The sequence below is a fragment of the Subtercola sp. RTI3 genome, from assembly GCF_035018625.1.
Lineage (GTDB): Bacteria > Actinomycetota > Actinomycetes > Actinomycetales > Microbacteriaceae > Subtercola > Subtercola vilae.
Genome location: NZ_JASJXO010000021.1, coordinates 25,995 through 39,978, shown reverse-complemented (window position 1 = coordinate 39,978; position 13,984 = coordinate 25,995). Strand labels below are relative to the sequence as shown.

At 66.5% G+C, this 13,984-nt stretch carries 14 protein-coding genes; 9 read left to right on the top strand and 5 right to left on the bottom strand.

Annotated features, from left to right (window positions below; genetic code table 11):
* Positions 1-39 precede the first annotated feature (39 nt).
* Positions 40-864 carry an aldo/keto reductase gene (locus QN358_RS09890; protein WP_136642162.1) on the top strand — a complete coding sequence of 275 codons (825 nt, stop codon included), beginning with the start codon at positions 40-42 and terminating at the stop codon, positions 862-864.
* Positions 865-999: 135 nt separating this feature from the next.
* Here the strand turns inward: QN358_RS09890 and QN358_RS09885 are convergent, their stop codons facing one another.
* Entirely contained in the window at positions 1,000-1,983 is a 984-nt protein-coding gene (locus QN358_RS09885) for an aldo/keto reductase (RefSeq protein WP_136642161.1), read from the bottom strand.
* Positions 1,984-2,130: 147 nt separating this feature from the next.
* Between QN358_RS09885 and QN358_RS09880 the strand changes: the two genes are divergently transcribed.
* The 7 genes from QN358_RS09880 to QN358_RS09850 all read left to right on the top strand — a co-directional run bounded on the left by QN358_RS09880 (position 2,131) and on the right by QN358_RS09850 (position 8,217).
* The gene (locus QN358_RS09880; protein WP_161580406.1) at positions 2,131-2,553 is read left to right on the top strand and encodes a hypothetical protein; all 423 of its coding nucleotides are present in this window, start codon (positions 2,131-2,133) and stop codon (positions 2,551-2,553) included.
* A 53-nt stretch (positions 2,554-2,606) separates the two neighbouring features.
* Positions 2,607-3,293 (top strand): Pr6Pr family membrane protein, encoded by a 687-nt coding sequence (locus QN358_RS09875; RefSeq protein ID WP_136642159.1) that lies wholly within the window; start codon positions 2,607-2,609, stop codon positions 3,291-3,293.
* A gap of 74 nt (positions 3,294-3,367) precedes the next feature.
* Positions 3,368-3,901: a hypothetical protein gene (locus tag QN358_RS09870; RefSeq protein ID WP_136642158.1), complete on the top strand. Its 534-nt coding sequence runs from the start codon at positions 3,368-3,370 to the stop codon at positions 3,899-3,901.
* 27 nt (positions 3,902-3,928) lie between these two features.
* Positions 3,929-5,218, top strand: coding sequence for a sensor histidine kinase (locus QN358_RS09865; protein ID WP_323512236.1), 1,290 nt, complete (start codon positions 3,929-3,931; stop codon positions 5,216-5,218).
* Positions 5,215-5,898, top strand: a complete 684-nt coding sequence (locus tag QN358_RS09860; protein ID WP_136642156.1) for a response regulator transcription factor — start codon at positions 5,215-5,217, stop codon at positions 5,896-5,898. The genes QN358_RS09865 and QN358_RS09860 overlap by 4 nt, the downstream gene beginning before the upstream one ends.
* A 42-nt stretch (positions 5,899-5,940) precedes the next feature.
* A complete protein-coding gene (locus QN358_RS09855; RefSeq protein ID WP_237280359.1) occupies positions 5,941-7,671 on the top strand; it encodes an MFS transporter in 1,731 nt (576 codons plus the stop codon).
* Positions 7,672-7,680: 9 nt separating this feature from the next.
* Positions 7,681-8,217: a MarR family winged helix-turn-helix transcriptional regulator gene (locus tag QN358_RS09850; RefSeq protein WP_323512235.1), complete on the top strand. Its 537-nt coding sequence runs from the start codon at positions 7,681-7,683 to the stop codon at positions 8,215-8,217.
* A 68-nt stretch (positions 8,218-8,285) separates the two neighbouring features.
* On the opposite strand, the gene QN358_RS09845 is transcribed toward QN358_RS09850, so the two are convergent.
* The 4 genes from QN358_RS09845 to QN358_RS09830 form a co-directional block, all read right to left on the bottom strand.
* Positions 8,286-9,053, bottom strand: a complete 768-nt coding sequence (locus QN358_RS09845) for an SOS response-associated peptidase (protein WP_323512234.1) — start codon at positions 9,051-9,053, stop codon at positions 8,286-8,288.
* 82 nt (positions 9,054-9,135) lie between these two features.
* Positions 9,136-10,434, bottom strand: a complete 1,299-nt coding sequence (locus QN358_RS09840) for a glycoside hydrolase family 3 N-terminal domain-containing protein (protein ID WP_323512233.1) — start codon at positions 10,432-10,434, stop codon at positions 9,136-9,138.
* 1 nt (position 10,435) lies between these two features.
* A complete protein-coding gene (locus QN358_RS09835; protein WP_136642154.1) occupies positions 10,436-10,966 on the bottom strand; it encodes a gamma carbonic anhydrase family protein in 531 nt (176 codons plus the stop codon).
* The gene (locus QN358_RS09830; protein WP_323512232.1) at positions 10,963-12,117 is read right to left on the bottom strand and encodes an acyl-CoA dehydrogenase family protein; all 1,155 of its coding nucleotides are present in this window, start codon (positions 12,115-12,117) and stop codon (positions 10,963-10,965) included. The genes QN358_RS09835 and QN358_RS09830 overlap by 4 nt, the downstream gene beginning before the upstream one ends.
* A gap of 87 nt (positions 12,118-12,204) precedes the next feature.
* Between QN358_RS09830 and QN358_RS09825 the strand changes: the two genes are divergently transcribed.
* The gene (locus tag QN358_RS09825) at positions 12,205-13,977 is read left to right on the top strand and encodes a glycoside hydrolase family 15 protein (RefSeq protein WP_323512231.1); all 1,773 of its coding nucleotides are present in this window, start codon (positions 12,205-12,207) and stop codon (positions 13,975-13,977) included.
* Positions 13,978-13,984 lie beyond the last annotated feature (7 nt).

Genomic DNA, 13,984 nt, shown 5'->3' with positions numbered 1-13,984 from the left:
CACCCGGTCGGCCTCGCCCGATGCCGGATAATTGCGGGCATGACCTTCGCACCCCTCGTCACGCTGAACAACGGCGTCACCATTCCCCAGCTCGGCCTCGGCGTCTACAAGGTCACCGATGACGAAGCCATCACTGCGGTGGGCTCCGCGCTCGACGCCGGCTACCGCCACATCGATACGGCGACGCTCTACGACAATGAGGTCGGTGTGGGCCGGGCCGTCGCGTCGAGCTCGGTTCCGCGCGACGAGATCTTCGTCACGACCAAGGTCTTCCAAGACCGGCATGGCTACGACGAGGCTCGCCGCTCGTTCGACGACAGCCTCGCCCGGCTGGGCCTCGACTACGTCGACCTGTTTCTCATCCACTGGCCGGCGCCCCGGCAGAACCTGTACGTCGAGACGTGGCGCGCACTGGAGAAGATCCAGGCCGACGGCCTCGCTCGCTCGATCGGCGTCTCGAACTTTCACCCGCACCACCTCGAACGCCTCGCGAACGAGACCAGCGTGGTTCCGAGCGTCAACCAGATCGAGCTACACCCGTGGCTGCCGCAGACCGAGGTGCGTGCCTACAACGACCAACACGCAATCGTCACCGAAGCCTGGTCGCCGCTGGCCCGCGGTCGCGTTCTCGACAACCCGGTGCTCGACGCGCTGGCCGCGAAACACGGCCGTACCCCGGCGCAGGTGGTGTTGCGATGGCACATCCAGCTCGGCAACGTGGTGATTCCGAAGTCGGTGACGCCGTCGCGCATCGCCTCGAACATCGACGTGTTCGACTTCGCCCTCGACGCCGACGATCTGGCTGCCATCGCGTCGCTCGAATCGGGCGAGCGCACGGGGCGCGACCCCGACCTGGTCGACTAGGGTCGCGCAGCCCGGCCGTCAAACACCCGGGCGCCCGCTGAATAAGGCTATTGTGACCACCGCACCGGATGTCGTAGCTGGCGACCAAAACAGCCTTATGCAGTGCTGGTGGCGAGGTGTCGGCGAGGTGCAGGCCTACCAGCGGGAGTGGATACTCGCGCGAAAGTACCGGTCGTAGATGCCCTGAACACTGGCCTCGAACTGTTCGCCGAGCGGCGCCAGCGAGCCCGCGGCGGCGTTCGATCGCGCCTGCTCGGGGTTTCGAGCACCGGGAATGACGGTGCTCACCCCGGCCTGCTGCAGAACCCAGGCCAAGGCCGCCGCAGCCGACGACACGCCATCGGGAGCCAGAGCGGCGAACTCCTGCGCCGCCGCAAGCCCGTCGTCGTAGTTGACCCCCGAAAAGGTCTCACCCACGTCGAACGCGCTGCCGTCGCGGTTGTAGTTGCGGTGGTCGTCAGCTGCGAAGGCCGTCTGCTTCGAGTACTTCGCACTCAGCAGCCCCGACGCCAGCGGAACGCGGGCGATAATACCGACGCCCGCCTCTCGCGCTGCGGGCAACACCTCGTCGAGCGGCTTCAGCCTGAACGCGTTCAGAATGATCTGGATGGTCGCGGTTCCCGGCCTCGCTATCGCAGCGAGCGCCTGGCTCGTCTCTTCGACGCTGAAACCGTAGGTGGCGATGACCTCCTCCGAAACAAGTGTGTCGAGGGCGTCGTAGACCGCGTCGCTGTCGTAAACCGAGCTCGGGGGGCAGTGCAGCTGCACCAGATCCAGCGTCTCGACCCCGAGGTTGCGGCGTGACCGATCGGCCCAGGCACGAAAGTTGTCGAGAGTGTAATTCGAGGCGACCTGGTCGACCCGCCGGCCCATCTTCGTGGCCACGGTGATCGAGTGGCCGGGGTTCGCCGCCAGATACCTCCCGATGACCTCTTCGCTTCGACCGTCGCCGTAGACGTCGGCCGTGTCGAAGAACGTCACCCCCGACTCGACCGACGCGTCGAGTACAGCGACGGCGTCTTTCTCGTCGACGTTGCCCCAGTCGGAGCCGAGCTGCCAGGTGCCGAGCCCGATGCTCGATACGGTGCGGTGTGTTCTGCCGAGTTCGCGGTATTCCATTCGACCAGCCTATGTGCGCACCCGGGTGCCGGGGCAACCCCCCACCACAGCCGGTCTTGTTCGCCGCACAGAACACCCCCGCTGTAGGGAATCGACGACGCCTCCTCGTTGTTACACGTGACAAGGTACAAATCTCTGGAGATGCAGTTGAGCAAAATATACGTAGAAATCGAAAATGAATTCGGCGAGCTCTCGCGCTACAAGCACCACCTGAACGGTCGGGGCTTCATCTCGGCGACCGCTACCGTGCATCCCAGCGCGTACATCGAATCGTCGGCGTACGTCGAACCTGATGCGCAGGTCGGCCAGGGGGCCTGGATCGGTGCCGGCAGCTGGATCGACCGCGGAGCAATGGTGGGCCCCGGCGTCTTCATCGGCGCCAACGTGCACATCGGCCAAGACGCTCGCATCGGCCGTGGCGTCAAGATCGGCAGCCACACCCGTATCGGTGACGGTGTCGTGGTCGCCGACGGCATGAAGATCTCGCACGACACCATCGTGGCCGACCGCCAGGTCGTCAAACCTGATGCGCGGCACGCAGCTGAGGGTGGGTTCGCCAAGGCGGCATAGCGCCTGGGCAGGGCGTCGGGGCCGCGCGAGCTGCGCGGCCCTATGCTGAGCACATGCGCACACTGTTCGTCGTTCTGAGAATCGTGGTGGGGGTCGCTGTCGCGGTCGCCATCATCGCCCAGCTGGCCCACACCGTCGATTTTCAGCGGGCAGCAGGTGCAACTGACGTCAGTTTCTACGTCACGAATTTCTTCAGTTTCTTCACCATCGACTCGAACGCCGCGAGCGTTGTCGTGCTTCTGGTGGGTGCCGGCCTGCTGCTGAAGCAGGGCGTCGGCAACGACGCCGCCCGAGACCCACTGCTGTTCACCACCGTTCGCGCCGCCGTCGTCACCTACATGGTCACGACCGGCATCGTCTACAACCTGCTGCTGCGCGGCATCTCATTGCCGCAGGGCCAGACCGTCGAATGGTCGAATGAAATCCTGCACGTGGTCGGGCCGCTCTACCTCCTGCTCGACTGGCTCTTCGCTCCGGGGCGCATTCCCCTGAACTACCGGCGTCTCTGGGCGATCGTGGCGTTTCCCATCGTCTGGGCCGCGTACACGCTGATTCGCGGGCCGTTCGCTCTCGACCCTGTCACCGGCGCAGCGTGGTACCCGTACCCGTTTCTCAACCCCGTCACCTCGGCCGAGGGCTACTTCTCGGTGACGTTCTACGTCATCCTCATCGCTCTGGTGATCTGTGCGCTCGGTGCCGGTGCCATCGCGCTCTCGCGCAGGAAGCCCGTCACGGCCTGATCGTCTGAGATCTCCACCCTCATCTCCACCCAGGGGCGGTGGATGCCCACCCCACGCCTTGCGAGACTTCGGTCATGACATTTCAACTTCTCGCCAACGCGGCCATCATCATCGCTGCCGTGGCGTTCCTGGGGTTCCGCCAGCTCGCCTGGCGCCCCGTGGTCACAAGTCGCCTATGGCGGTTGCCGGTTGTGCTCGGCATAATCGGGGTCGTCACCCTCGCCAACGCATCGAGCCCCCTTGCTCTGTCGACGCTCGACATCAGCCTGCTGATCATCGAGGTGGTCGTCTCGCTGGGGGTCGGCGCTGCGATGGGTGTCATTGCACGGTTCCGCCCGATCTCCGCTGCCGACCAGGCGCGGTATCACGCGAACGGCAAGCCCGGAGACCCCGTGCCGAATCTCGAGAGCCGAACCGGCTGGGTGGGGTTCGCCCTGTGGGCCGTCTTCATCGTGGTGCGCATCGGCCTTGACGTATGGGCCACTCAAGCCGGTTCGCAGCTGGCGACATCGACTGCCGTGATCCTCGTCATGATCGCCGCCAACCGGGCCGCACGTGGTGCCGTGGTGGCTGCACGGGTGATTCGTCTCGAGGCGGTAGCTGCGTAGCCGGGCCGCCAGCGAGAGAATGAACCTATGTCGCACACCACTCGCCTGAGCCCGCTGAGCTTGGGGCTCAACCTGCTCGGCGTGGCGGTGGTCACCTTCTACCTGCTCACATCGTTCACACCTGTCATCGATCTCTGGCTGAGCGCCGTGGCTCTGATCGGCATCGCGGCCTGGATCGCCGAAATCGTTCTGGCAACGCTGAACCAGCACGCTGACCGCCGCATTCGGGCGCTGGCGCTGTGGCTCACGGCAACCTGCGGCGCACTCGTGGCGGCACCGACGCTCGGGCTCGGCTGCACACTGATCGTGGTGGGGGTACTGCGAGCGATCGCCAACCTCGAATGGCCACTGTGGCGGGCTGTCACCCTCACTCTCGTCACCGCCGTGATCGTGCCCATCGGTGCGCTCCTGGCCACCCTGCCGCCGCTCGCCCTCGTGGCGATCGAATGCTCCGTCGCCCTCGCCGCGCTGGGCGGTATCAACCGCCGCCAGTTCCGTCGGGCCGATGCGCAGGCCCGGGCGTTGCTCGACGAGCGCCTCGCGATTCGCGAAGAACAGGCGCGGGTGCAGGTTCTGGCCGACCGCCAGGCCGTGGCGCGCGACATCCACGATGTTCTCGCCCACAGCCTCGGCGGCCTGGTGCTGCAACTCGACGCCGTCGAGGCGCTGCTCGAGTCGGGGCACCTCGACGACGCTCTCCGTCGTGTTCACGACGCCCGCCTGCTTGCGGCATCCGGTCTCGCCGACGCGCGCCGGGCGGTGGATGCCCTGCGAGCCCACCCTGAGAACACCACCGCGCTGACGCTCCCCCTCACCGAGGTTCTCTCGAGCATCGTCACCCTCGTCGAGTCGCACCGCTCGTTGGGCGGTGCCGTCACCGAGCACCTGCCACAAATCACGGCGACACATGCCGTGAGCGTCTCACCCGACGCCGCGGCGGCCCTCACCCGTGCAGTGCAGGAAGGCCTCACGAACGCCCGCAAACACGCGCCCGGCAGCACTATTCACCTTGTCGTCAGGCTGGCGGCGGGCTCCCTTACGCCGACGGTCGAAGTCGCTCTCAGCACGGCCCTCGAGCCGGGCATCATCTCTGCACCCGCCGCCCCCTCTGCACCAGGCCGCACCACAGAGCCAGCGCTCATCACGGCGGCGCCCCTCATCGCCAGCCTGCAGCAGTCCGGCGGCCAGCACGGCCTCGCCGGCATGCGCGAACGGTTCGAGGCGCTGCCGGGCGCCTCCCTGAGCGCCGGGGTGCAGAACGGCCACTTCGTTGTCGCGGCTATCGTGCCGGCTCGCACTGTGGCAGAGCCTGCATGACGGCCGATCGCATTCGCGTACTCGTCGTCGACGACCAGGCCATTGTTCGCGACGGGCTCGTCACCGTGCTCGCGCTACTGCCCGACATCGATGTGGTTGGCGAGGCAGCCGACGGCGAAGAGGCCGTGCAGCGCGCGGCCGAGCTTCGGCCCGATGTCGTGCTGATAGATCTGCGCATGCCCGTGCTGGGCGGCACCGAAGCCACGGCACGCATCGTCGCCGAGCGGCCCGCGACGGCCGTACTCGTGCTCACGACGTTCGCAGACGACGAGTCGCTGCTGGGTGCCCTGCGGGTCGGTGCTCGGGGGTATCTGACAAAAGACGCCTCCCGGGCCGAGGTGGCGTCGGCCATCCGTGCCGTGGCGAACGGTCAGACCACGTTCGGCCCCGAGATCGGCGCGAAACTGATCGACAGTTTCACCCAGACGAACACGCTAACCCCTCAGCCTGCCGCTGCGTCTTCGATCAACACCGCCGCGGGCATCCAGAGCCGGTTTCCGCAGCTCACTCCGCGAGAGGCGGGGGTGCTGCAGCTCATCACGGAAGGCCTCAACAACCCGGAGATCGCCGCCCGACTGTTCGTGAGCGTCGCGACCGTGAAGACCCACATCAATTCGATCTTCACCAAGCTGCCCGCCAGAGACCGGGCGCAGGCCATAACCCGAGCACAAGAGTTATAGTTAGTTGAGCTAACACAACTTATTATTGTTCGGAGAATCACCGTGGCCACTCGAACCGGCTTGTTCACCCGCGACCACCCGCGCTACCGGTGGATCGCGCTCAGCAACACTACGCTCGGCGTGCTCATGGCCACCATCAACTCCTCCATCGTGATCATCTCGCTGCCGGCCATCTTCAAAGGCATCGGGCTCAACCCGCTTGAGCCCGGCAACGTGAGCTACCTGCTCTGGATTCTGATGGGCTACATGCTTGTAACCGCCGTGTTCGTCGTCACATTCGGGCGCCTCGGCGACATCTTCGGCCGGGTTCGCATCTACAACATCGGGTTCATCGTCTTCACGGTGGGCTCGATCGCGCTGGCGCTCGACCCGTTCGCGGGCGGAGCCGGCGCGATGTGGCTGATCATCTGGCGGCTCGTGCAGGGGGTCGGCGGCGCCATGCTGTTCGCGAACTCGACGGCCATTCTCACCGACGCCTTTCCTGTCAACAAGCGCGGCTTTGCCCTCGGTATCAACCAGGTCGCCGCCATCGCGGGCAGCTTCATCGGCCTCATCGTGGGTGGCCTGCTGGCCGTGGTCGACTGGCGTGCCGTGTTCTTCGTGAGCGTGCCCATCGGCATCATCGGCACCATCTGGTCGTACAAGTCATTGCATGAGGTCGGAACCAGCACGAAGAGCACAATCGACTGGCCCGGAAACATCACGTTCGCACTGGGGCTGACAGCGGTGCTCGCCGGCATCACCTACGGAATCCAGCCCTATGGCGGCGCGAGCATGGGGTGGCTGAACCCGTGGGTTCTCGCAGCCATCATCGGCGGCCTCGCGCTGTTGGTGGTCTTCGTGGTCATCGAGCTGCGGGTGGCCAACCCCATGTTCAACATGCACCTCTTCACAATCCGGGCGTTCTCAAGCGGAATCTTCGCTGGCCTCCTTGCGGCCATCGGGCGCGGTGGCCTGCAGTTCATGCTCATCATCTGGCTGCAGGGAATCTGGTTACCGCTGCACGGCTACTCGTATGAAGACACACCGCTGTGGGCCGGCATCTATCTCCTGCCCATCACCATCGGGTTCCTCATCGCCGGCCCTCTCTCGGGCGCGCTCAGCGACCGGTTCGGCGCTCGCGCCTTCGCCACGGTCGGGCTGCTGTTGAACGCGGCCACTTTTCTGGCCCTGCTGGTTATTCCGGTCAACTTCGACTACTGGGAGTTCGCTCTCATCACCGGGCTGAGTGGTATCGGCTCGGGGCTGTTCAGTTCACCCAACCGCACGGCCATCATGAACAGTGTTCCGGCGAATCAGCGCGGTTCGGCCTCCGGGATGGCCGGGGCAGCGCTCAACGCCGGCAGCTCACTCTCGATCGGGGTGTTCTTCTCGCTGATGATCGTGGGGCTCTCGGGTTCGTTACCCGGCGCACTCACCGCTGGGCTCGCGAACAACGGGGTGCCCGCGAACATCGCAGCGCAGATCGGCCAGACACCTCCGGTGGGCAGCCTGTTCGCCGCCTTTCTGGGGTACAACCCCATCCAGAGCCTGCTGGGGCCGAGCGTTCTCGGCTCGCTGCCGGGCAACAGTTCGGCCGTGCTCACCGGGCAACAGTTCTTTCCCGAGCTGCTCTCGGGGCCGTTCCACGACGGGCTCGTGCTTGTCTTCGTGGTGGCGGCAGCCATGTCGGTGGTCGCGGCGGTCATGTCGATCACGCGCGGCAGCAAGTACGTGCACGACGACTCCGTTGTCGCGCCGACGCCGGCCGCCGCATCGGCCTCGGCAGTGTAGGGTCATAAAATGCCCGAATCTGCCGATGAAACGATCGACCGAACGGCAGCCGTGAGGGCCCAGGGCGAGACCGTACCCGCCAGCACGCCTGCCGTCGGTTCGCCCGAATCCATGCTCATGCCCGACGTGAACCGCGACGATGTCGCCGAACGGCTCACCCTGGTGATCAGCCGGCTCAGCCGGCGCATCCGACCCGTCGGAGACGAGCTGAGCCACGGCGTACTCTCAGCGCTGTCGAGTGTGAAGACCGCGGGCCCTCTGCGGCCGAGCGACCTGGCACGCCTCGAGAATGTCGCGGCTCCCACGATGACGCGCATCGTGGCCGACCTCGAGAACCGCGGGCTCATCGAGCGAACCGCCGACCCCCTCGATGGCCGTTCGTTTCTCCTCCGTGCGACGCCGGCTGGTGTCGGCGCGGTGGCCCAGGCTCGATCGTCGCGCACCGCCCGGGTGCTCACCATGCTGGCCGAGCAGTCTGATGCCGACCTGGCAAGCCTCGCCAGAGCGTTGCCGGTTCTCGAAACCGTCGCGGCCGGCCGGCTCTGAGCCAGAACTGGCGCGTGCTGGGCCTGGCGTGGCCGACCCGGCGAAGCGATCGCACCGCTACTGACTCGTCAGAGGGGTAACGACACCGGGGCGATGAGCGTCGGATCAGCCGGGTCGAGCGTGCGCGAGTTGTTCACAGCGCGGGCGACCGGGTACGTCGTGATCGAGCGCGCCACCGCGAGACTCGAGCGGTCGAGTGCCGCGAGTGCGGCATCCTTCGCTGCGATGGGAGTGGGGTCGAGCCACCGATCCCAGAGGTCAGGCGTCAGAAAGACCGGCATGCGCTCGTGCACGTCGCCCGATGCGTCTCTCGCCTCGCGGGTGATGATCGTGAACGTGACCTTCCACTCGTCGTTCACGCGGCGCGCGCTGTAGAGCCCGGCCGCCGCGAGCAGGTCAGTGTCGGCATGGATGAAGTACGGCTGTTTTCCGTCGGCCTGCTGTTGCCATTCGTAGTATCCGGTCATCGGAACGATGCACCGATGCGATGCGAACGCCGACCGGAACATTCCATTCGTCGCCACTGACTCCAACCGAGCGTTTATCGGCGCTGGCCCACCGGGTTTCGCCCAGGCCGGCTTCAGCCCCCACGCCGCGAGCTCCAGTTCACGAATCGCCTCGGCCCCAGAGCCCTGCGCCGCATCTGCACCTTCATCCGCACCCGAATCCGAATCCGTCTCATTCTCTGACGTATGCATTCGCTCGCGGATGATCGGGGCAGAGTCGGTCGGAGCCACGCTGTAGCTCGGCCGCCACTGCTGCGGGTCTCCCCCGCGCGCGACGAACTCGAGAATGAGATCATCGGTTTCTTTGTTCATCGCAAACCGACCGCACATCAGGCACCACCCGTTCTCTCGTCTCGCGCATCCGGAGCCCCGACCGCCACAACCACCGCGACCGCCACCCCGACCGAAGACTTCACGGCGCGGGATGCGTTCGGAGCCACGCCACCCGCTGCAACTGCAACACCCGTGTCGCCGACGCGTCGATCTGCTGTTCGCTGATGGTTCCAGCCTGCACCGCGGCAACAATTGCGGCAACCGGTGGTGCCATATCGATTGCGCTGTCGTACAGCAGGAGGTCGTTGCCCGCGGCCACCGCCGCCACGGCGTTCGCCGACGGATCAGCGAACTGCGGCAGCCCCGAATCCTGCAGCATGAGCATGTCGTCGGTCACAGCCACGCCCGTGAAATGCAGATCGTCGCGCAGAATCTGGTGCCAGCGCAACGACAACGAGGCCGGCGCCGTGTCGACAGAACTGTAGGAGAGGTGCCCGAACATCACGAGCCCGGCGCCGGCTGAGATCCCGGCCACGAAGGGTGGGGCATCCTGAATCTGCCAGCGGTCGAGGGTCACTTCGGTGCTCGGGATGCTCGTATGCGAGTCACCCGTGGTCTCGCCGTGCCCGGGAAAGTGTTTCAGGGTGCTGAAGACGGAGTCATTCTCGGCCGCGACGGATGCCGCCACCCGCTCACTCGCGGCGGCGGGATCGGTGCCCAGAACTCGGTCGAAGATGAACGACGAGGGGTTGGCTGTGACGTCGGCGACGGTTCCGAAGTTGACCGAGACGCCCGCCGCGGTGAGAAGGGCGGCGCGCTGCGTGAAGGCGTCAGTGGTGGCTTGAACGGGCATCGACTTCAGCTGGTCGGCACCGGGAAAGGTGTCTTGACCGAGTCGGGCGACATCGCCGCCTTCTTCGTCGATGGAGATGAGGGGGCTGAGCCCGGTCGCGGTGCCGACGCCGGAGAGCTGGGCGGCGAGCGCGTCGGCGGTGGCGGGAACATTGCTGCCGAGCAGAAGGAAGCCGCCGGGCCGATTCGCCGCGAGGTAGGCCTGCATGGGCGCCGGGTCGGTGCCCGCGACCTGCACCATGAACAGGAGTGAGACCTTGTCGACGAGGCTCATCGAATGCATGCGCGTTCGGGCATATACGTCGTCGAGGTCGGTCGCGCCGGGCACAGGTGGCACGGCAGGAACGCGCGGCACGGCAGGAACGGCGGGCACGGGGCTGGCTGAGGGCGTTGCGGTGAGAGCGGGGGTCTCACCCTCGGCGGTGCCTGTGGAAGGTGCCGGCGACGACCCTTCAGCCGCGACCGACGCACCACTGCACCCCGACAACAGGATCGAAACGGCAATCGCGCCCGCAACCGCGTTCACCCCACCCCGCGCGGCTCCGAGCCGAGAGACCCCACTTCGCGTGAACCCACCTCGCGTCACCTCAGCCGCCTGCCGCGACCCGATGCTCGGCCGACAGCCGCACGTACGTCGCAGCGTTCTCCCGCACGGCAGCCCGCTCGGGAGCCGTCAGCTCACGGCGCACCTTGCCCGGTACGCCGGCAACCAGCGAACCGGCCGGAATCACGGTGCCCTCGAGGATGAGCGCACCCGCCGCCACCAATGACTCGGCACCGATCACGGCGCCGTTCAGCACCGTGGCGTTCATGCCGATCAGACAGTCGTCTTCAATCGTGCAGCCGTGCAGGACCGCACCGTGGCCCACACTCACGCCGGAGCCGATCCGGGCCGGAAAACCGGGGTCGCCATGCACCACAACAGTGTCTTGAAGGTTGCTGCGGGCACCCAGGGTGATGGCTGAGGAGTCGGCGCGCACCACCGCCCCGTAGAACACGCTCGCCTCGGCCCCCACAGAGACATCGCCGATCACGGTGGCTGTCGGCGCCAGCCATGCGGTCTCGGCTACGAGCGGCGTGCGCCCACCGAATGGGATGATCAGTGCGACAGACGTCATGAGAGGGGCCCCAACCAGGCATTGGCAACGGTCGAATGCGCTGATTCGCCGTCGGAGGGATGAAACATTCCGGCCAGCACGTCGCGGTAGAGCCGCCCGAGCTCGCTCGTGGCGCTCATCGACGAGCCACCGGCAACCCTCAGCGCCTGATCGACCACGAATCGCGCGTTCTCGGTCGCGCGCACCTTGAGCCCCACGAGCCGGGGAAACCACTCGGCCCCGTGATCCGCGCCCGAATCGACGTCGCGCGCGAGCGCCTCGACCTGCGGATACAGCCCGTCTTGGGCGATGGCTGCCTCGGCGACCTTCCAGCGAATGTCGGGGTCGGCCGCATACGTTCGCCCATCGTTCTTCATCGACGTGCGGCGATGCGCCGCCTGCACCGCGAGCTCGAGAGCCCGCTCTCCGATTCCGGCGTAGACAGCGGCGATGAGAATCTCGAAGTTCGCGAAGATGGCGAAGATGAACGGGTCACCGTTCGGCCCCACCGGCAGTCGCCTCACGATACGGTCTGCGGCCACCTCGGCACCCTCGAGTACGGTCGTTCTGCTCTGCGTCGCCCGCATTCCGAGGGTGTTCCAGTCGTCGAGGATTCGGTAGCCGGTGGCCTCCCGTGCAAGAAAACCGTGCACCAGCACGGGCGAGCCCGGCTCCGAGTCGTCACGCCCGAAAATGCCGAGCCTCGTCCACGCCGGTGACAGCGACGTGAAGATCTTCTGCCCGAAGAACCGGTACGCGCCGCCGGGTTGCGGTTCAGCCCGAGTGGTCGAGTCGAACAGCACCTGGTCGTTGCCGGCCTCGCTGTTGCCGAAAGCGAACACCTCACCCTCGGCAGCCTCGCGTAGAACGAAGTCGAGCGAATGATCGCCCCTGTCGTGCAGCAACCGGGCAACCCCTGTCCAGACCAGATGCATGTTCACAGCGAGCGCGGTGGCCGGCGCAGCGGTGGCGAGACGGGTCTGCTCACGGGCGACACTGGCCAGCCCCAACCCCGGGCCGCCGAACTCTGCCGGAACGAGCATCCGGAGATAGCCGGCCTCGGCCAGTTCGGCGAGGTCTTCGGTGAAGAAACTGTTGTCGGCGTCGTAGCCGGCGGCACGAGACCGGATGCCCTGCAGCAGGTCGTCGCTGACCAGGCTTTCGATACTCACCTCTCAACCCTAAGTCTTTGGCCCCGAACGTGCGCTGGCAACCGCGCCCGCGCTGCAACCCCGCGCCCAGTCGGGCAAGATAGGGAAATGGCCCTTCCCATCGAGAACTACGCGCTCATCAGCGACTGCCACACCGCCGCCCTGGTGGGCATCGACGGCAGCATCGACTGGTTGTGCCTGCCGCGCTACGACTCCCCCTCGACATTCGGCGCACTCCTCGGCGACGAGGGCAACGGGCGCTGGATGATCGCCCCCGCCGACCCGAACGCTCACGCCCGCCGCGAATACGTGGGCAACACCTTCGTTCTGCGCACTGTCTGGAGCACGGCGACCGGCGTCGTGGAGGTCACCGACTTCATGCCGCACGGCGACCGCCATGCCGACCTCGTGCGCCGCGTTCACGGGGTCTCTGGGCACGTCAACATGACCACCGACCTGCGCATTCGGTTCGCGTACTCGAGCGCACTGCCCTGGGTGCGCCAGGTGCGGGGTGACGACGGGCGGGTCTCGCTGCTCGCTGTGGCCGGCCCCGACGCACTGGTCTTTCGAGGGCCGGAGCTGCATTCGAAGGGCAAGACCCACTCGCACGGGCGCGACTTCACCGTCGGCGCCGGTGAAACGGTCGACACGGTGATGACCTGGTACCCGGCGCACCGCCCGGCCCCCGCGCTGATCGACGTCGACAAGGCACTGGCCGACACGTGCGAGTGGTGGGAGAACTGGAGCTCGAACAGCACCCACGAGGGCCCGTACAAGGCCGCAGTGGTGCGGTCGCTGCTGGTTCTGCGCGCCCTCACCCACGAAGACACCGGCGGCATTGTGGCAGCGGCGACAACGTCATTGCCCGAGTCATTCGGCGGCCAGCGCAACTGGGACTACCGCTACGTGTGGCTGCGCGACGCGTCGCTCACGCTCTCGGTGCTGGTCAAGCACGGCTTCGTCACCGAAGCGAACGACTGGCGCAGCTGGCTGCTGAGGGCCATCGCGGGCGACCCGAACGACCTGCAGATCATGTACGGCATCGAGGGCGAACGCTGGTTGCCCGAGCGCGAGCTCGACTCACTGCCCGGCTACCAGGGCGCGTCTCCCGTGCGGGTGGGCAACGGTGCGGTCGACCAGTATCAGGCCGATGTCATCGGCGAGGTCATGGTGGGCCTGCACGAGGCTCGCGAGGGCGGCGTGGAGCAGAGCCAGGATGCGTGGGCGCTCGAACGCGCTCTGCTCGGCTTTCTCGAAGAGAACCTGAAGCGCCCCGACTCAGGAATCTGGGAGATCAGAGGGCCCGCCCAGTACTTCACCCACTCGCGTGTCATGGTGTGGGCGGCGTTCGACCGCGGTGTGAAAGCCATCGAACAGTTCGGGCTGCGCGGCCCGGTCGCCACCTGGCGGCGCATCCGCGATGAAGTGCGAGCCGAGATCGAGGAGAAGGGTTTCAATACCGAACTGGGCACGTACACCCAAGTGTTCGGCGGCTCTGAGGTCGACGCATCACTGCTGCAGCTGGCCCAGGTGGGCTACTGCGAACCCGATGCCCCCCGAATGCTGGGCACGGTGTCCCAACTCGAGAAGACGCTGCTGCGCGACGGGCTGGTCATGCGGTATCGCACCGAGAGCGGCGTCGATGGCATGCCAGCCGGCGAGCATCCATTTCTTGCCTGCTCGTTCTGGCTGGTCGAACAGTACGCCCGCACTGGCCGTACCGAAGACGGCGCAGCGCTGATGAAACGGTTGCTGGCACTCCGCAACGATGTCGGCCTGTTGTCTGAGGAGTACGACGTCGAAGGCGAAAGACAGGTGGGCAACACTCCGCAGGCGCTCTCGCACCTTGCACTCGTGCGCGCGGCCGACGCGCTGAACTGAGCGGCCA